The organism is Pseudomonas sp. NPDC089743 (assembly GCF_044748785.1).
GTDB lineage: Bacteria > Pseudomonadota > Gammaproteobacteria > Pseudomonadales > Pseudomonadaceae > Aquipseudomonas > Aquipseudomonas putida_X.
The window spans coordinates 71361-89654 of sequence record NZ_JBIVGS010000001.1; the positions used below are offsets into that span (position 1 = coordinate 71361).

General features: G+C 59.0%; 16 protein-coding genes and 1 pseudogene. 7 read left to right on the plus strand and 10 right to left on the minus strand.

What is annotated here, in order from left to right:
* Positions 1-109 precede the first annotated feature (109 nt).
* Positions 110-517: an SMI1/KNR4 family protein gene (locus tag ACIPZC_RS00340; RefSeq protein ID WP_012316884.1), complete on the plus strand. Its 408-nt coding sequence runs from the start codon at positions 110-112 to the stop codon at positions 515-517.
* Between the two features lie 87 nt (positions 518-604).
* Here the strand turns inward: ACIPZC_RS00340 and ACIPZC_RS00345 are convergent, their stop codons facing one another.
* Positions 605-2365: a cation:proton antiporter gene (locus ACIPZC_RS00345; RefSeq protein WP_400623998.1), complete on the minus strand. Its 1761-nt coding sequence runs from the start codon at positions 2363-2365 to the stop codon at positions 605-607.
* A 321-nt stretch (positions 2366-2686) separates the two neighbouring features.
* Between ACIPZC_RS00345 and ACIPZC_RS00350 the strand changes: the two genes are divergently transcribed.
* A complete protein-coding gene (locus tag ACIPZC_RS00350; protein WP_241806836.1) occupies positions 2687-3172 on the plus strand; it encodes an acyl-CoA thioesterase in 486 nt (161 codons plus the stop codon).
* Here ACIPZC_RS00350 and pdxY read toward each other — a convergent pair.
* Positions 3169-4041: a pyridoxal kinase PdxY gene (gene pdxY, locus ACIPZC_RS00355; protein ID WP_400624001.1), complete on the minus strand. Its 873-nt coding sequence runs from the start codon at positions 4039-4041 to the stop codon at positions 3169-3171. The genes ACIPZC_RS00350 and pdxY overlap by 4 nt on opposite strands.
* A 120-nt stretch (positions 4042-4161) precedes the next feature.
* Here pdxY and ACIPZC_RS00360 point away from each other — a divergent pair, with 120 nt between their 5' ends.
* Complete coding sequence (locus ACIPZC_RS00360; protein ID WP_241806838.1) at positions 4162-4554, plus strand: DUF3301 domain-containing protein; 393 nt, start codon at positions 4162-4164, stop codon at positions 4552-4554.
* Here the strand turns inward: ACIPZC_RS00360 and ACIPZC_RS00365 are convergent, their stop codons facing one another.
* From ACIPZC_RS00365 to zigA, 3 genes are read right to left on the minus strand one after another with little or no spacing between them, the layout of a single operon-like run.
* Positions 4555-5526, minus strand: coding sequence for a CobW family GTP-binding protein (locus tag ACIPZC_RS00365; RefSeq protein WP_400624004.1), 972 nt, complete (start codon positions 5524-5526; stop codon positions 4555-4557).
* Positions 5527-5565: 39 nt separating this feature from the next.
* Complete coding sequence (locus ACIPZC_RS00370) at positions 5566-6192, minus strand: DUF1826 domain-containing protein (RefSeq protein WP_400624007.1); 627 nt, start codon at positions 6190-6192, stop codon at positions 5566-5568.
* The gene (gene zigA / locus ACIPZC_RS00375; protein WP_267819724.1) at positions 6189-7397 is read right to left on the minus strand and encodes a zinc metallochaperone GTPase ZigA; all 1209 of its coding nucleotides are present in this window, start codon (positions 7395-7397) and stop codon (positions 6189-6191) included. Before zigA ends, ACIPZC_RS00370 begins: the two co-directional genes overlap by 4 nt.
* Positions 7398-7508: 111 nt before the next feature.
* On the opposite strand from zigA, the gene ACIPZC_RS00380 reads away from it, so the two are divergent.
* Positions 7509-7889: a glutamine synthetase gene (locus tag ACIPZC_RS00380; protein ID WP_349975555.1), complete on the plus strand. Its 381-nt coding sequence runs from the start codon at positions 7509-7511 to the stop codon at positions 7887-7889.
* A 347-nt stretch (positions 7890-8236) separates the two neighbouring features.
* Here ACIPZC_RS00380 and ACIPZC_RS00385 read toward each other — a convergent pair whose 3' ends face one another.
* Positions 8237-8764 carry a DUF3617 domain-containing protein gene (locus tag ACIPZC_RS00385; RefSeq protein ID WP_400624012.1) on the minus strand — a complete coding sequence of 176 codons (528 nt, stop codon included), beginning with the start codon at positions 8762-8764 and terminating at the stop codon, positions 8237-8239.
* A gap of 130 nt (positions 8765-8894) precedes the next feature.
* On the opposite strand from ACIPZC_RS00385, the gene cls reads away from it, so the two are divergent.
* Positions 8895-10334, plus strand: coding sequence for a cardiolipin synthase (cls, locus tag ACIPZC_RS00390; RefSeq protein ID WP_400624015.1), 1440 nt, complete (start codon positions 8895-8897; stop codon positions 10332-10334).
* A gap of 38 nt (positions 10335-10372) precedes the next feature.
* Here the strand turns inward: cls and cfaB are convergent, their stop codons facing one another.
* Entirely contained in the window at positions 10373-11557 is a 1185-nt protein-coding gene (gene cfaB, locus ACIPZC_RS00395; RefSeq protein WP_349975558.1) for a C17 cyclopropane fatty acid synthase CfaB, read from the minus strand.
* 199 nt (positions 11558-11756) lie between these two features.
* Between cfaB and lpdA the strand changes: the two genes are divergently transcribed.
* Entirely contained in the window at positions 11757-13157 is a 1401-nt protein-coding gene (gene lpdA, locus ACIPZC_RS00400) for a dihydrolipoyl dehydrogenase (protein WP_400624019.1), read from the plus strand.
* Positions 13158-13680: 523 nt separating this feature from the next.
* Here lpdA and ACIPZC_RS00405 read toward each other — a convergent pair.
* Complete coding sequence (locus ACIPZC_RS00405; protein WP_400624022.1) at positions 13681-14520, minus strand: DUF3800 domain-containing protein; 840 nt, start codon at positions 14518-14520, stop codon at positions 13681-13683.
* A gap of 1157 nt (positions 14521-15677) precedes the next feature.
* Positions 15678-15896 (minus strand): annotated as a pseudogene (locus ACIPZC_RS00410) (transposase domain-containing protein); the annotation flags it as partial.
* Between ACIPZC_RS00410 and ACIPZC_RS00415 the strand changes: the two are divergent.
* Positions 15811-16248, plus strand: a complete 438-nt coding sequence (locus ACIPZC_RS00415) for a hypothetical protein (RefSeq protein WP_400624834.1) — start codon at positions 15811-15813, stop codon at positions 16246-16248. The pseudogene ACIPZC_RS00410 and the gene ACIPZC_RS00415 sit on opposite strands and share 86 nt — an antisense overlap.
* Positions 16249-16457: 209 nt before the next feature.
* Here ACIPZC_RS00415 and glmS read toward each other — a convergent pair whose 3' ends face one another.
* Positions 16458-18293 carry a glutamine--fructose-6-phosphate transaminase (isomerizing) gene (glmS, locus tag ACIPZC_RS00420; RefSeq protein ID WP_400624025.1) on the minus strand — a complete coding sequence of 612 codons (1836 nt, stop codon included), beginning with the start codon at positions 18291-18293 and terminating at the stop codon, positions 16458-16460.
* Position 18294 lies beyond the last annotated feature (1 nt).

Here is an 18294-nt window from a genome sequence, read left to right on the forward strand (position 1 = left end):
GCACGTTGCACAAAAAACCCCGGGCTAGCCCCGGGGTTTTTGCTTTTGCCAGACCGCCCTACTAGGGTATAACGCGCAGCGATGACATCAAGGTTGGAGGAAATGAACCGTGGAAGAAGTGATCGAACAACTCCGTGAAGCCAATGAACCGGTGCCGGTACCCTTGGAGCTTCCCGACGAGGACCAACTGGTCGAGATCGAGGAACAACTGTTCATCAACATTCCGTTCGTGTTCAAAGAGTTCCTCTTGACCGTCAGTGACGTGGTGTACGGCTCTCTGGAGCCGGTGACCGTCACCGATCCCCAGTCCCATACCTACCTGCCCGATGTGGCGGCCAATGCCTGGGACGCCGGCGTACCGCGGGACCTGATCCCGCTATGCCAGGACGGTGACAACTTCTACTGCGTCGAGGAAGACGGCACGGTAGTGCTGTGGGATGGCGACGAGGAAGGGGTTGGCGAAGACAGCTGGGAATCGGTCTGGCACTGGGCACGGGACGTCTGGCTGGAAAGCTGATCAGTCACACAGTCGCCAGGCTTCGTGGCCTGGCGACATCGTTACCGCTCCTTTGCGCAGGTTGCCGCAATCCCGCGCACAGAGCCCTCAGTGCGTATTTTCCCGGCTGTTTTCCAGCGTCTCCAGCAAGGCGATCTGCATCCGCGAATGCACACGGATGAACCATCGCCACAGCACCGCCACTACCATCGCGGCCACCACGGCGATGATCAGCAGTAATTCACTGGTCGGCAGGATGCTTGCCGACAACGCCGACAGCAGCATGAAGATGACCAGCAGTGACAGCAGCGGGATCACTTCGGCCACTACACGGCGAACGCGCTGGGTGTGGCGCCCTGCCATTTCCGGCTTGACGCCCATCTCCGCCAACAACATCGACAACGCCTTGAGCTTGCGATAGGCAGCGATAAGGAAGGGCAGCGACAACAACAGCGCGGCCCCCCAGATTAGCGCCTTTTGCTGGCTGACATCACTGACCCACTCATTGAGCCAGGCACCGATGCGTACGGCGAAATACCCGCCGCTGAAGAAAATCGCGATCACCAGTGCCAGGTTCACACCAACCTGCAGCAGGATGCGCCGGATCATCGCAGCCAGCATCGCGCTCTCACCTTGCGGCTGGATACTGCGCAGCCACTCGCCATACAGTGAAAGCACGCGTGACAGCCGGCTGGGCATGACGTTGCCAAGCTTCAGCGACAACGGGTCGGCCGCGCGGATCAGATACGGTGTAAGCAGCGTGGTGATGGCCGAAACCGCCACCGCAACCGGATAAAGGAAGTCGCTGGTAACTTGCAGCGTCATACCCAAAGCCGCAATGATGAAAGAGAACTCGCCGATCTGGGATAGCCCCATGCCCACCCGCAGCGAGGTACGGCCATCGTTGCCGGCAATGAACGCACCCATACCGCAAGACAGCATCTTGCCCAGCACCACGGCAACGGTGATGACCATGATCGGCCAGGCATAGTCGAGCAGCACGTTCGGGTCGATCATCAGGCCGATGGCGACGAAGAAAATGGCGCTGAACAAATCACGCACCGGCTCTATCAGCCGTTCGATCTTCATCAACTGGCGGGATTCGGCCATGATCGCACCGATCAGGAACGCCCCCAGCACCATGCTGTACTCGAGTTTGACCACCAGCAGGCAGAAGCCGAAACACAGGCCCAGCACGGTGATCAGCAACATCTCGTTGCTCTCGAATTTCGCAACGTAGGCCAGCAATCGTGGTACCAGCAAAATGCCGATAACCAGCGCCACGATCATGAACAGCGAAAGCTTGCCGACGGTGGAAAAGACTTCCCCGGAACTGACCGTACCGCTGACCGCAATGCCAGACAGCAGGGCGATGATGCCGATGCCGAGAATATCCTCGACGATCAGCACGCCAAAGATGAGTTGGGCGAAACGCTCGTTTTTCATCTTCAGGTCATTGAGTGCCTTGACGATGATGGTGGTCGAGGAAATCGCCAGGATCGCGCCGAGGAACAGCGAATCCATGGTGCTCCACCCAAACCAGCGGCCGATCTCGAAACCGATCCAGATCATCAGGACGATTTCCAGGAACGCTGCAATGAACGCCGTGGCCCCCACCTTGAACAGCTTGCGCAGGCTGAACTCAAGGCCCAGGCAGAACATCAGGAAGATAACGCCCAGTTCGGCGAGGGTCTTGATGGTGTCTTCATCGTGAATCAGGCCGAACGGCGGGGTGTGTGGGCCGATGATGAAACCGGCGACGATGTAGCCCAGCACCACTGGCTGTTTGAAGCGATGAAAGAGAATCGTCACTACCCCGGCGACCAGCATGATCACTGCCAGATCCTGGATGAAGCTGATGGCATGCATGGCGCGATACTCCTTTTCGATGCCCGGGCAAACCGCCCCTCTGCCAAGGCATACCCGAGCGAGCGGCAAGTACACGCTGTATTGAATGCAGCAATGCCCATGTTGCATGGGCGTACTCAGGTTAACATCGCACCCCGCCGCATATTGCTGATGCAATATGTAGAAACAGATCGGCCGGTCAACGGCCGCTGATGGCATGATCGGCGTGACGACGGAGCGTCAGTCAACGTCCCGTATCAGGAAGGCAAACTTCAAGAGGGGAAACAGAAAGTGTCAGCAGATACCCGCCCCGATTCAGCGCAACCTCACCGTGAGCACACTATGGAACCTGGAAACGCCCAGCTGAGCATGACCGTACTGATGACCCCGGACATGGCCAACTTTTCGGGCAACGTACATGGCGGCACCTTGCTCAAGTATCTCGATGAAGTGGCCTACGCCTGCGCTAGCCGCTATGCCGGCAGCTATGTGGTAACCCTGTCGGTCGATCAGGTGATTTTCCGCGAGCCGGTGCACGTGGGCGAGCTCGTCACGTTCCTGGCATCGGTGAACTACACCGGCACTACCTCCATGGAGGTGGGCATCAAGGTCGTCACCGAGAACATTCGCGAACGCTCGGTGCGTCATTCCAACAGCTGTTTTTTCACCATGGTCGCGGTCGACGACAACCGCCGCCCGGTCCCGGTCCCTGCGCGTCAGCCGCAGTCCAGTGAAGAAAAGCGCCGCTTCCTCCAGGGCCAGCAACGCCGGCAGATCCGTCAGGAACTGGAAAAGCGTTACCAGGATTTGAAGACCGACGCCCTTTAAAGCGCCAGGCGTTGCGCCTCGAAGCGCACACGCGGGTGAGCGATGCGGTCCTGGGCCCGCACCAGCTGCAGTTCGTAACTGGCGCAGGCCTGGGTTTCCAGCAGCACCTCATGCACAGCTGCCGCTGTGTACTCAAAGGCTTGTACCCAGCTGTCGCCCAACAGCACTCGGGCCAGGAACAGCCCTGAGGTCAAGTCCCCCACCCCGACCGGCTGGCGAGGGAAAGCCAGCAGCGGGCGGCGCAGGTGCCAGCTGTGATCACGGGTGACCAACAACATTTCGAACGTGTCTGGGCAACGCCCCGGGTAGGCCAGGTGCTTGACCAGCACAGCCTGCGGGCCGCGCTCAAGAAGGCCGCGTGCCATGTGCACGCAATCTTCCAGGCTTTGCGCGCGCCGGCCACAAAAACTGTCCAGCTCCAGCTGGTTGGGGCACAGAATGTCAGCCTGGGCAACCGCATCGTCCAGCAGGAACTCGCTCACCTCCTGTGGCACGATGCACCCTTTCTCCGAATGCCCCATGACCGGGTCGCACAGATACAGCGCCTTTGGGTTGACGGCCTTGATCCGCTCGACACCCGCCAGTATCGCCCGCCCCTGCTCGGCGCTACCCAGATAGCCCGAGAGGACGGCATCGCAATGCCCCAGTTCACCGATGTTGGAAATGCCTTCCACCAACGCAGGAATTTGCGCTGGAGCAAGCACTTCGCCCGCCCACTGGCCATACTGAGTGTGGTTGGAGAACTGCACGGTATTGAGCGGCCAGACATTGACCCCGATACGCTGCATTGGAAACACCGCGGCGCTGTTGCCGGCGTGGCCGAACACCACGTGGGACTGAATGGCGAGCAGGTGCGGGGTACGTTTCATGCGGGCGTTTTCCAAAGCTGTTTCAGGGATTGTGCGTCGCGCAGTATGAACTCGATTGCCACCTGTACGACAGACCAGGGACGCAGTTAAGCTGGATCGACCTGTTTGGAGCATACGTAAATGTTGACCCTGGAGAATCTCTTCGTCCTGATGCTGGTGGCCACGGCAGGCGCTTGGTTATGGCACAACCACGGGCTACGCGAGAAAGCCTTGGAACGGGTCAAACAGCATTGTGCAAAGCTGGATCTGGAGCTGCTCGACGACGCCGTCGCGCTCAAGCGCATTGCATTTTTGCGCGATGCCAAGGGCAGAAAGCGCCTGGCCCGTGTGTATGCCTTCGAGTTCACAGTCACCGGCGAACAGCGCCACCCAGGCACGGTGACTCAGTTTGGCGCTCATAGCGTGCAGATCGAACTGGCGCCCTACCCATTCGAGATCAATACGCCGCCACGGGCCGACAACGTGATCGAAATGAAGCAATGGCGCCAGGAACATAATCGCTGGCACAACTGATCACCTCACCCGACAGCCCTCCAGCGCGGCCTGCAGCGCTGGCAGGTCTTGGGGCTGGTCGAAAATCAGTTCGATGCGCGTATCCTTGCGCCACTCACTCGGCTGCCAAGCCGGCAGGTTGCCGTCAAGGCCGTTGAAAGACTGCCAACCCTCCGGGCTGTGGATAACACCCTTGGCCCGGCGCCATGAATAAGCGTCGAGCATGCCACGCAAGGCTTGTGGATCGAATTGCTGGCTGGGGTGCCAACGCCAGCCGACACTCCAGCCACCTTCGCCTTGCTGTGCATGACAGATGGGTTGACGAGGGTCTATCCACAGGGTGCCGAGGGCCGGCTGGCGATTATCCACAATGGCCTTATCCACAGAACGCTCGCCCACTGCATCTATGGGAGAACGAGGAAGGCTGGATACAGCCAGCAGCCCCTGCTCTGTCCAAACGCCCTGTTTCGCTGATATTGCCTTACTTATCAACAACCTGCGATTTTCATCCACAGCCGCGCTCTTGTTGAAAACCACCAGGCCGGCCGCTTGCAGAGCCTGCAATTGCGCATCGGGTAACGGCTCACCTCGCGCCAGCGCTTGAGCATCCAAGACCATCACCATCGGCTGCAGCGCCAGAACCCCAACCCAAGGTGCCTGATTAAGTTGGGTCATCAACTGCAGGGGGTGACCAAGCCCAGAGGGTTCAATGAACAACCGGTCGGGTTGGGCCTTGCGCAATAGACGCCCCAGCCCGACCTGGAACGGTGTGCCATTGACGCAGCACAGGCACCCACCCGCCACTTCGGCAATGGCAACACCATCTTCATCACAGCTGAGCAGCGCTGCATCCAGGCCGACTTGGCCAAACTCGTTGACCAGCACCGCCCAACGCTCGTCGGCAGGGCGCTGAGCCATCAGCTGGCGGATGAGGCTGGTCTTGCCTGCACCCAAGGGGCCAGCGATAACGTGAGTAGGAATATTCTGCAGCATGCGCTTACTTCAGGTCGGAATTCACCCCACTATGCCCCGTCACGCCAACCAGTCAAGGCTGAGCAACAAGCGCGGGCCAGGGCCAGCGGGCGAGCGATGGATCAGGCCTGCTCCTTCGTTGCCTGACCATTTTTCGCCCTTCAGCAGCGCGACATCACCCGCTTGCAACCGCTGGATGTTATCCACAGGTGCCGGTGCGAGCTGCAACCCCGCTCGTTCGATGGCACCTTCGGGCAGCCATTCGCTGCCACAGCCCACATAGGTCGTGAGCAGGCGCACAGGCACGTTATCCACATGGAAGCGCGGGCACATCGCATTGTGCAGCACCCGCAGGCGCAGACCGACGCGCCGGGCACCCACCAGACATGTATATGCCGAAACCAGCCAGCACACATCCGCAACGAAACTCTCATAGCCCTGCAGATCGGCCGCTTCCCGCAACAGATCTGGTAGCACTGGCGGCTCATGCTCATTCACATCGACGACCCGCTGGTCCGCGAACGGTTGGCCGAGGCTGACTACCAATGCCGCGAAGTCTTCAACCTGGGCAGGCAAGCGTCGCTGCCAGACTGCCAGGTTGACACCGTCTTGCAGAATGTCGGTGAGCACCCGAGGCGATTCACCATGGACTTGGCGGATATCCACACGCTGAGCCGCGGGCGTCATGCTGCCTCCTCGGCGTGCCAGGGCCCGAAGGGATCCGGCAAGTCCCGCCAGGCCGCCTGGCCCATTTCCATTTCATCATCGGTCAACAAACAGGCATCCAGGTCTGTGGATAACTGGACGAAGTCGATGTTCTGCCCAATGAACACCAGTTCCTGGCGGCAGTCGCCACTCTCAGGCACCCAGTGTTTGAGAATTTCTGCAGAGCTCTGTTCGTCCTGCGGCCAATGTTCTTTTGGCACGAATCGCCACCACCGGCCGGCCAACCCATAGCGCATCATGCCGCCAGCCTGCGACCAGCTGCCGGCCTCCTGAAACCTGCTGGCCAGCCAGAAAAAGCCTTTGGAGCGCAGTAGCCGGCCATTGGTCCATTGCTTGTGGATGAAATCAAAAAAGCGTTGCGGGTGCAGCGGCCTGCGAGCTTGCCAGGTGGTAGCGGCAATGCCGTATTCCTCGGTTTCTGGCACATGCTCACCGCGCAATTCCTGAAGCCATCCAGGTGCCTGCGCAGCCTGTTCGAAATCGAAAAGGCCGGTATCCAGGATCTGTGCCAGCGGCACTTGGCCCATGACCATCGGCAAAATCTTCGCTCGGGCATTGAGGCTGCGCAAAATCGCGATGAGCTCCTCGCGCTCATGCTGGCTGATCAGGTCGATCTTGCTCAGCAGCAGCACATCCGCGAACTCCACCTGTTCGATCAACAGGTCGCTGATGGAACGCTCATCGTCATCGCCCAAGGTTTCACCACGGCTGGCCAGGCTATCGGCGGCCTGGTAATCGCGCAGGAAGTTCAAGCCGTCGACAACCGTCACCATGGTGTCCAACCGTGCCATGTCGCTAAGGCTACGGCCCTGCTCATCGCGGAAGGTGAACGTCTCTGCAACGGGCAGCGGCTCGGAGATGCCCGTCGACTCGATCAGCAGATAATCGAACCGGCCTTCATCCGCCAACCGTGCGACTTCCTCCAACAGGTCCTCGCGCAGGGTGCAGCAGATGCAGCCGTTGCTCATCTCAACCAGCTTTTCTTCCGCCCGGTTTAGGCTGACATTACGCTGGACCTCACTGGCATCAATGTTGATTTCGCTCATGTCATTGACGATGACGGCGACACGCAGGTTGTCGCGATTACGCAGCACATGGTTGAGCAAGGTGCTTTTACCGGCACCCAAAAAGCCGGAAAGTACAGTGACAGGAAGTCGATTGGTCATGGCGGATCCTCTACAGGCGGACGCATTCGAAACGATGCATTGCACAACGTTATAAAGTAACAATACAATTTCGCCAAGCCGTTCTCGTCGGACGGTTACCCGGGAAGGAAAATGAACCTGTCACCCGCAGTACTGTTATTGCTGCTCGCTGCGCCAACACCGTTGCTTGCGATACCTCAGCAGAACGCGCAGGCGTCATGCACGAGGAGCGCGACGCTGGTGGCCTGTAAAGACGCCACTGGCAGTTACTACAGCGTGCGTACCGAGGGCAGCCACATCTACCTACGCGGCTTCGATAGTGCGACGCACCGCGTATGGGCGCAAACCAACAGCCGCTATGGAGCGCTGACATTCTTCACCGGCCTGGCCAGCGATGGTGAAGCCTGGGTTGGCTATAGCCGCCGAGTTGGTTGGACCTCCCTGACCCGCGTTTCCAGCTCCAACGGCGAACGTTTCAGTCTGCGTTGCAGCCTGGTCGGTGGCTGCCAGTGATCGTTCGTTTGCCTGACATTGACGCTGATCTAGCCCGACGCTAGCGATTTCCGCACAGAGACACAGCACGCCACTGGCCTGTGTGGGCATCATCGATCACTTATAGAGAAGGCAGGCGCTCCTCAGCCCACCATTCGCGGCATGGAGGGGTAAGCGATAAGCGTGGCTGCCAGGATTGGAGTGGAATGTTCCACGTGGAACTATCAGTTCGCTTGGCTTATAGGGCGACCTGCTAGTGCGGCGGGCAATTCACTGAACCCAGCCGGTATCGAGCTGCCCGTGGTACATGCAGAAAGCCTGCATGCCCACGACGCAGTAGCCGACAACGATCGACACGAGGGAGCGCGTCAGGTGCGCGGCTTTACTGTTCCACAGTCATTGCCCAGCCATACCGCCCGGGTATTCATACTGCCGCGCTGTTGCACACCCGACGCATTGAATGTCCCATTGACTTGGGTAGTGAACTCCTTGTCACTAAGGAAGGTTGCCTGGCCGGTACCTTGGGCTTTGGGGCAGCTGAACTGAAACTTCCAGACATTGCCGGTCCGCTCGGTAATCTTTTGCGTGCAGCCTGACTGAGGGTCCTGCAAGGGAATATCGTTGGTTTTCACCTGCTCCGGCGTCAGGCATGAACGCACGCCATTACCTGCTACCGCGATGCCCTGCTTGGCCAGTGCCCCTTCCATCATGGCCCTCTGCTCGGGCGGCAGGTTCTTCAGTTGGCCGAGCATGAACTGCATGTCCGGCAATGGCTTACCGTCGACCTGCATGTTGCTGGTGGTGAGCTCCCACAGGCCAGGCTGCAACATCTGCGCATGCACAAGTGGGCTGGCCAGGCCAAAAGCCAGAGCCAGCAGTGGCAGACGAATCTTCATGGACGAACGCTCCTCAAAATAACCGACTCGATGGCCGGGCACAGGCTTAGACGGCAAATCCGCTTTCAGGTTGCAAGGCGGCCCTGGAAGTGTTCTGTTATCTGCTGTGTATTTGCCAAGCAGGATGCGTATGGATTACCACAGCCCCTACTTCTTCGGCTATGTGCTCGGGCTCGTTCACTTGCTTGGCATAATCGCCGCGCTGCATGCGGTGTTTACCGTGCGTACGGCCCAAGGGGCAATTGCCTGGGCCATGTCGCTGTTCTTCATTCCCTACCTCACACTCATTCCCTACCTGGTGTTCGGTGCCCGCTCCTTCAACGCCTACATCAAGGCTCGGCGCCAGGCCAATCAGGAAATGCACGTGGCGATGGCCAACCTCAACTGGCGGCCTTGGGTAGAGGAAGCGCTCACAGCTCGGGAGTCGCAGAGCTACGCCGCCTTGCGAGCCATGCCAAAACTTGGGCGAATGCCGTGCCTGGCCAATAACCAAGTAAAGCTGCTGATCGATGGCCAGGCCACCTTCGACGCCATCTTCGCTGCTATCGAACAAGCACGAGAAGTGGTGTTGGTACAGTTCTTCATCATCCACAACGACACCATCGGCCAAGCATTGCAGCAACTGTTGCTGCGCAAAGCGGCCGAGGGCGTGAAGGTGTTCGTGCTGTATGACAGGGTTGGCAGCCATGCCTTGCCCGCCAGCTATAGCCAGAGCCTCAGAGACGGTGGGGTGCAGATCCACGCCTTCGCCACCCGCCGCGGCTGGTTCAATCGCTTCCAGGTGAACTTCCGTAACCACCGCAAGATTGTCGTGGTCGATGGGGTTACCGGCTTCATCGGCGGGCACAACGTCGGTGATGAATACCTGGGCGGCAACCCTCACCTCTCGCCGTGGCGTGATACCCATGTGCAGATCGGCGGCCCGGTGCTGGCTTGCCTACAGGAGTCCTTCGCCGAAGACTGGTACTGGGCAACGCGTCAGCTACCGCCACTGATCCTGCCCGACACCTATCCGGACAACGGTGTGCTTTGCCAGGCGCTGGCCAGCGGGCCGGCAGATCCGCAAGAGACCTGCGCGCTGTTTTTCATCGAAGCCATCCATTCCGCGACTCGCCGCGTGTGGATCACAAGCCCCTACTTCATTCCCGACGAGGCCGTGTTCGCCGCGCTGCGCCTGGCCGTGCTGCGCGGTGTAGATGTGCGCATCCTGATCCCAGCTCGCCCCGACCATCGGGTCGTTTACGCCGCCTCCAGCCTGTTCGCCTTCGAGGCGGTGCGCGCGGGGGTACGCATGTACCGCTATCAGCCAGGGTTCCTTCATCAGAAGGTGGTGTTGGTGGACGATGAGGTCAGTGCTATCGGTAGTGCCAACCTGGACAACCGCTCATTCCGACTGAACTTCGAAATCACCCTGCTGACGGTGGATCGGGATTTCGCCGATCAGGTAGAGAAGATGTTGACCACTGACTTCGAGCAGGCCAGGGAAATTACGGCTGAGGACAGCAGCAAAACCCACCGTCTTCAACAGCTGGGGATGCGTGTAGCGCGGTTGATTTCACCGATCCTCTGATGGGTGACCGGGGCCGCCTGAAGCGCGCCCCGGGTGAATCAGCGATACAAGTCTTCACGTGTCCAGGGCAGGTCATGATGCCCATCGGCGTAAGGCTTGACGGCAAGGATCTGGTGCAGGTTTATCCAGCCCTTCTGGAATGCATAGGCGCAGCCAGCGAGATACAGGCGCCAAATGCGCAGGGTTTTTTCCGGTACCAGTGCAGCAGCCTTGTGCAGCTGGTTCTCCAGGTTATCGCTCCAATGATGCAAGGTCTTGGCGTAATGCATGCGCAAGCTCTCGACATCGACGACCTCCAGCCCCGCAGCACACAGGCTCGCGCTGATCATCGACAGGTGCGGCAGCTCACCGTTGGGGAACACATAATGGTCGATGAATTCACCCGCCCCTCGCCCCACCGGACGACCATCGACGTGCTTGGCGGTGATGCCATGGTTCATCACCAGGCCACCCTCGCGCACAGCGCCGAACAGCTTCTGGCTGTACAGCGCCAGGTTGGCGTGCCCGACATGCTCGAACATGCCGACGCTGACGACCTTGTCGAAGCGGCCATCCTGAGGGAGGTCGCGGTAGTCGAGGATCTGCAGCTCGACCTTGTCAGCCAGGCCTTCAGCCTTGACGCGCTGCCGCGCCAGCTTGAGCTGTTCCTTGCTCAAGGTGATGCCGAACACCTTCGCACCGTACTCGCGTGCGGCGAAGCGTGACAGCCCACCCCAACCGCAGCCGACATCCAGCAGGTAGTCATCGGCCTGCAGCCGCAGCTTGCGGCATAGATGGTCAAACTTGTCCTGCTGTGCCTGATCGAGGGTATTGTCCGGCTCACGGAAGTAGGCGCACGAATACGCCATGTCCTGATCGAGCCAGAGCTGATAGAACGCGTTGGACACGTCGTAGTGGTAGGAGATGGACTCGGCGTCTGTGCGCTTGTCGTGAGCCACACGTGGTGGCGGTGCCTCATCGTCCTCCGTCAGCAAGGCTTCGCTCAGCTCATCGCACACCCGAATGGCTTCCCCGATGTCGCCCTCCAACTCCAGCTTGCCTTCCACGAAAGCAGCACCCAGCTGGTGCATGCTTGGATGGGTCAGCTGGGCGATCAGCTGAGGCTCCTTGACCAGGATAGTGACCTGCGGACTGGGCCCCAGATCGAACTGGTTGCCGTCCCACAGCTTCAGACGAAGTGGCAAGTGCAGGCTCTGCAGCGCCGGCGGAAGTTGCGCAAGCATGAACGACCCTCCTTCTGGGCTCGATACATGAAATTTCGAACACCACCGAAACAGGGTAGTTCAACCGTGCGAAATTTCCGCTGAACGAGACCAAGGTCTACAACTAACTGATCTATGAATATTTCAGATTGTATACAATTTGCCGTTCTCAGCTTAACCTTGTGTCCCTCTCGCGCTTCCTCATCTGGAGTAGAAACCCATGAAATCCTATGACGTGGTGATCATCGGCGGTGGCCCCGGCGGCTACAACGCGGCGATTCGTGCTGGGCAACTGGGCTTGAGTGTCGCCTGTGTGGAAGGCCGCTCGACCCTTGGCGGCACCTGCCTCAATGTGGGCTGCATGCCGTCCAAGGCATTGCTGCATGCCTCCGAATTGTATGAGGCCGCCAGCGGTGACGAGTTTGCCCACCTGGGCATCGAGGTGACGCCAACCCTGAACCTCGCCCAGATGATGAAACAGAAGGACGAGAGCGTGACTGGCCTGACCAAGGGCATCGAGTACCTGTTTCGCAAGAACAAGGTCGAGTGGATCAAAGGCTGGGGCCGCCTGGATGGCGTCGGCAAGGTTATCGTCAAAGCCGAGGACGGCAGCGAGACCGCGGTGCAGGCCAAGGACATCGTCATCGCTACCGGCTCCGAGCCCACTCCCCTGCCCGGCGTGACTATCGATAACCAACGCATCATCGACTCCACGGGCGCCCTGGCCCTCCCCGAGGTGCCCAAGCACCTGATCGTGATCGGCGCTGGTGTGATCGGCCTGGAGCTGGGTTCGGTGTGGCGCCGCCTGGGCAGCCAGGTCACCGTCATCGAATACCTGGACCGCATCTGCCCCGGTACTGATGAGGAAACGGCAAAGACCCTGCAAAAGGCACTGGCCAAGCAAGGCATGGCCTTCAAGCTCGGCAGCAAGGTGACCCAAGCGACGGCCTCACCCGACGGCGTGAGCCTGACGCTGGAGCCGGCCGCAGGCGGTACTGCAGAAACGCTGCAAGCCGACTACGTGCTGGTTGCCATCGGCCGTCGTCCTTATACCCAAGGCCTGAATCTGGAAAGCGTCGGGCTGCAAACCGATAAACGCGGCATGCTCACCAACGAGCACCATCGCACCTCGGTGCCGGGGGTGTGGGTGATTGGCGACGTCACCTCCGGCCCGATGCTGGCGCACAAGGCCGAAGACGAAGCCGCCGCCTGCATCGAGCGCATCGCCGGCAAACCCCACGAGGTCAATTACAACCTGATCCCCGGCGTGATCTATACCCGCCCCGAGTTGGCCAGCGTCGGCAAGACCGAAGAGCAGCTCAAGGCAGAAGGCCGCGCCTACAAAGTGGGCAAGTTCCCCTTCACCGCCAACAGCCGCGCGAAGATCAACCATGAAACCGAAGGCTTCGCCAAAGTCATCGCCGATGCCAACACCGATGAAGTACTGGGCGTGCATCTGGTCGGCCCAAGCGTCAGCGAGATGATCGGCGAATTCTGCGTGGCAATGGAGTTCTCCGCCTCCGCTGAAGACATCGCCCTCACCTGCCACCCGCACCCCACCCGCTCCGAGGCCTTGCGCCAGGCGGCGATGAACGTGGATGGGATGGCGATGCAGATCTGAGGTTCGACACTCCGCAACAACCGCCTCCGCACTGGGGTTGTCACTGTGAATTCAGTGAACTGAAGAGCGTTTGCGGGAATTGGTGTAAATCATCAGGGGCTGCCTAATACAGCATGACTGAAAATACTCATCAGGCTGAATCAGGAGCCTGACGCTGAGGGCGGGTGAGCCGCCGGTAGAGGGAAGTGTGCCCTTCCCTCAACCGGATTAAGCAGCTGATCGGCCAACCAGCCCGCGGCTACGAGGAACGATTTGCCCAGGCGTTGAAGCGCAGCAAAAGCTGGGGCTTGGCACCCTCAGGTTTCAGGCGCACCGACCAGCGCTTTGTCAGCGAGCACAACCTCCAAATCTTTCAGCAAGTGGCGGCAGCGCATCTATCCAATTTCCATGCTGAAGATGTTTCTCAGCTGTGCTTTGCCGTAACCGCAATGCTGAAGTTTACGGTGATATGCACGTCAGCGCGGATCTCACCCGGGAACAGCAAAAAGCCCTTGGTTTGCCCATGAGCTTTTGCATGTAGGGTTTACTCGCCAACCAGCTCGCCTTCGGCGTCTGGAATGGCCTCGCCGGCATATTCGGCTGGGATCTCGGCGGTCTTTTGGTGCTCGAGTCCGCTGCTGTCCAGTAGAACCTCTGCGAGGCGTGCCGAGAAAAACTTGTCGAACGGCTCCAGCTCTTGGTACTCATCCGGCGCTACCATCAGGGCAATCAGGCGCCCGAGAAGGCCGCAGATCCAGTCCGCTGCCTGGATCGTCTGGAACAGGTGGCTTTCTGCCTGGATGGGCGGCTCGATCAGCGTCCGGCACTTCTCGGAGGCGTCCTCAAACATGGCCAGCGTGCAGACCTCGACGTTTTTCTCCCGCCACTCGTTGCCGACGCGCTGCTCATCGAGCATAAGCATGAAGGTGGAGTCGGACTGGGCACAGAAACGGTCGATTTTGCGCACCGACTGCAGGAGCTGCCGCTTGAACGTCTCGGTTGAGTTGTGTGCATCAGGATCGGTGACCTTGTGCATGCCCGTGTAGAAGACGTAGCCGCCGACCTTCTTGATGTGGTTCAGGATCCGGAACGTAGCCCGGCGCAGCTCCGGGTATTTGACAACGTTGCGCAGGGCGTAAAGCTGGGACCCCTTCTTTTCCCACTGGTACGCCGGCAGGCCTCGGGGGTTGTCGTTTTCGAGGTCGAACTTCAGAAGCTGGCATTTCAGCTTGAAGAAAAAAATAGCGAACTCGCGGATTTCGGTGGCCGGGAGTATCAAGCCAGCGAACCCAAAGGCGGGGTGTGTTTTGTACTGCGGGTGGTTGCGCGAGACGTATTGGCCGACGTGCCCGAATTCGTCCAGGTACGCGACGTAATGCGTCATATCTACCGGATTCCTTGCCCCAGATACACGAAAACCCGCTGCTTTCGCTAGGCGGGTCTCGGAAGGTAGGCACGAGAGTCGCCCCTCATGCGTTGAGAAAAAATATATGGATAGATGGCACGTATGTCAATCAAATTTGATTAACCGCCGTGATCTGGCGTGACCTTTCCTGATGCAGCGTGAGCTCTCTCCAGGCCGCGTACCTCTACGTAGCCTCATGAAGGCTTGACCTGCAGCTCGGCCCTCATCAAGCAGCGGCGTTCAATGGTCTCGGAGCTCGTTGCAGCGGCCTGAATCGCCCCTGGTTTCCTAGACATTCTCCAAGCTCAGGAAATAGCGTCTCCCATAGTCGACTAACAGCTGCATGCCACCTCCTGTTAGGGCCTCATCAGGAGGGTAGGAGGTGCCTACAAGACTAGGGGCAATTCAGGCCGCTTCCCATTCGGTGAACCGCTCGCCCTCGGAGATATACTTGCCCGAGTTAGAGTGGTCCCAATCACCTTTAAAGACTTGCGTCGCAGCCATCATCGTATGGCCTTGAAGCAGCCGGTTGAAGCCGTAACACCCAGGCCACCCAAGCGCCTCTGAGAGACTCTTTACCTCAACCGTTTTGAGCACATGACCTGTCGCGAGCTTATCGGTAAGTGTCCGGCTAACACACCTTGCGTAGTCGAACGGACGCAAGCCCGGTAGGCTTCACCCCAATTACAGTTACCGACTCTGAGGGTGCATTTTGGCAATATCCATCTATTACACTGCTAGGCGAAAGGCCTCGCTCAGCTCGCACGAGGTAAGCGTTATTGAGGAGATTGTTTGTCGCTACTGTGTAGATGATCAAATCGAAAGCCCCCCTCCCTCGGCTCTGGCCTGAATTGGGAGTCATTCGATTTCTTAACCAACCTGGAGCCAAGTCGTTTTCTAAAGAAGGGCCTCGTGTTTTCGGGCGCCACCAAGCTCCCTGATAACCAAGAAGACGCATCATGGGTCGGCATACAATATTGGTGTAAGTGCTTATTGGACATTCGTATCGCGGTGTCAGGTTGCGAATGGAATGTTGCGGTCGAAGACCATGAAATGCAGTGGGATGCGGTACTCAACTCGTATGACCCGACACGGTAAGAAAGGGCGTTCCGTAGCGCACACCAACTCAGCGTGATTCAGGCCGACACCCACTGATGCGGCAGCAATTGCCCGATATCACTGGCCCCCTGCGTCGGCAGCCGCATCAGCACATCTTTGAGATCGGCATACGCATCATGCCCATTCATACGCGCTGACTGAATCAGACTCATGATCGCCGCCGCCCGTTTGCCACTGCGCAGCGATCCGGCAAATAACCAGTTCGAGCGGCCCAGTGCCCAGGGTCGAAAAAAATTCCAGTCGAAATTTGGGAGTGATGCAATGACTAAACAACATAAAGCTGCATTTATAGTCCCGATCAGGGCCAGCAGGATTCTCGGAGAGGATGGCTGGGAGTTTGAAAGCTCTGAGCGTCTGTCTAAAAATATTTGCAATTACTTAATAGAAAACCTAGGAGTTAAGTTTTTAGAAAAGTATTGCGGAATAAGTAAATATACAGGCAAAGGCATAGGAATGTCTCTACTACTCGACGACAATCAAGAGGTAGAGATTATATATTTACAGTTATCAGCCGAGGCATTAGCATCCCTGTCCAAGATATGCCAAAGCATTGATATCTCTTCTGAAGCAGAGTTTTTTGTGCCTTGAAAAATCTAATCTCTAGAGTTATTGGAGACTAGGTTCTATGAGGCGTAATTTTAAGGCGGGACAATGGGGTGCATCACTGCACCCCGCCAACCCGGATTGGTCCCGAATAGGGTTACCTGCGACAGCTTTAATTCTCGTGCGACAGCTTTAATTCTCGTGCGACAGATTTAATTCCCTAAATCGACCACCATGGCCGGTCGCTGTCGCCCTCATTCCACCGTCACCGACTTAGCCAGGTTACGCGGTTGGTCGACATCCGTACCCTTGAGCACCGCCACGTAATACGACAGCAACTGCAGCGGGATGGTGTACAGGATCGGTGCCAGTGCGTCAGCGATGTGCGGCACCTTGATCACATGAGTACCTTCGCCGTTGCTCATACCAGCGTGCTCATCGGCGAACACCACCAGCTCACCACCCCGGGCGCGGACTTCCTGCAGGTTCGACTTGAGCTTCTCCAGCAGCTCGTTGTTCGGCGCCACAGTCACCACCGGCATGTCGTTATCCACAAGCGCCAGCGGGCCATGCTTGAGCTCACCTGCCGGGTACGCTTCGGCGTGGATGTAGGAAATCTCTTTGAGCTTGAGCGCACCCTCCATCGCAACTGGGTACTGCGCCCCCCGGCCCAGGAACAGCGTGTGGTGCTTGTCGGCGAACAGCTCGGCGATCTTTTCGACGGTGTGGTCCATGGCCAGTGCTTCGCCCAGGCGTGCCGGCAGGCGACGCAGCTCTTCGACCAGCTCCGCTTCCACACCAGCCTCGAGGGTGCCACGCACCTGGCCCAGGGCCAGGGTCAGCAGCATCAGCGATACCAGCTGGGTCGTGAACGCCTTGGTCGATGCCACGCCGATTTCCGGGCCGGCCAGTGTCAGCAGGGTCAGGTCGGATTCGCGTACCAGCGAGCTGATACCCACGTTGCAGATGGCCAGGCTGCCGAGGAAGCCCAGTTCCTTGGCATTACGCAGGGCCGCGAGGGTGTCGGCAGTTTCGCCAGATTGGGAAATCGAAACGAACAGGGTGTCCGGCTGGACCACCACCTTGCGGTAGCGGAACTCACTGGCGACTTCGACCTGGCAAGGGATACCGGCCAGGCTTTCCAGCCAATAACGGGCAACCATACCGGCGTGGTAGCTGGTACCACAGGCTACGATCTGCACGTTGCGCACCTTGGCGAACAGCTCCGCGGCCTGTGGGCCAAAGGCCTGGACCAGCACATGGTCCTTGCCCAGGCGGCCTTCCAGCGTACGCTGAACCACGCTTGGCTGCTCGTGAATCTCCTTGAGCATGAAGTGGCGGTATGCGCCCTTGTCGGCGGCTTCGGCGCCTTCGTGATACTGCACGGTTTCGCGCTGTACCGCGTTGCCGGCCTGGTCCCAGACCTTGACCTGGTCACGGCGGATTTCGGCGATGTCGCCCTCTTCCAGGTACATGAAGCGGTCAGTGACCTGGCGCAGCGCCAACTGGTCGGACGCCAGGAAATTCTCACCATGGCCGAGGCCAATTACCAAGGGGCTGCCACTGCGCGCAGCAACCAGGCGATCAGGTTGTTTCACGCTGATCAGTGCCAGGCCATAGGCCCCATGCAGGCGCTTGACCGCAGACTTCAGTGCATCCGCCAGGTCCGGGATGGCCTGGAGGGTGTGGTGGATCAGGTGGACGATGACCTCGGTATCGGTTTGCGAATTGAACACATAACCCAGGCCTTTGAGCTCCTCGCGCAGCTCTTCATGGTTCTCGATGATACCGTTGTGTACAACCGCCACTTCTTCACCCGAGAAATGCGGGTGGGCATTGCCTTCGGTCGGCGCGCCGTGGGTGGCCCAACGGGTGTGTGCAATGCCCAACTGGCCGATCAACGGGTCGGCAGTGTTGGCAGCTTCCAGTTCAGCCACTTTGCCGATGCGGCGTCGGCGCTGCAGTTCACCCTGCTGGGTATAAACGGCAAGGCCGGCGCTATCGTACCCGCGGTACTCAAGCCGTTTCAGGCCCTCGATGAGAATGGCGGTGATGTTGCGTTCGGCGACGGCGCCAACGATTCCACACATG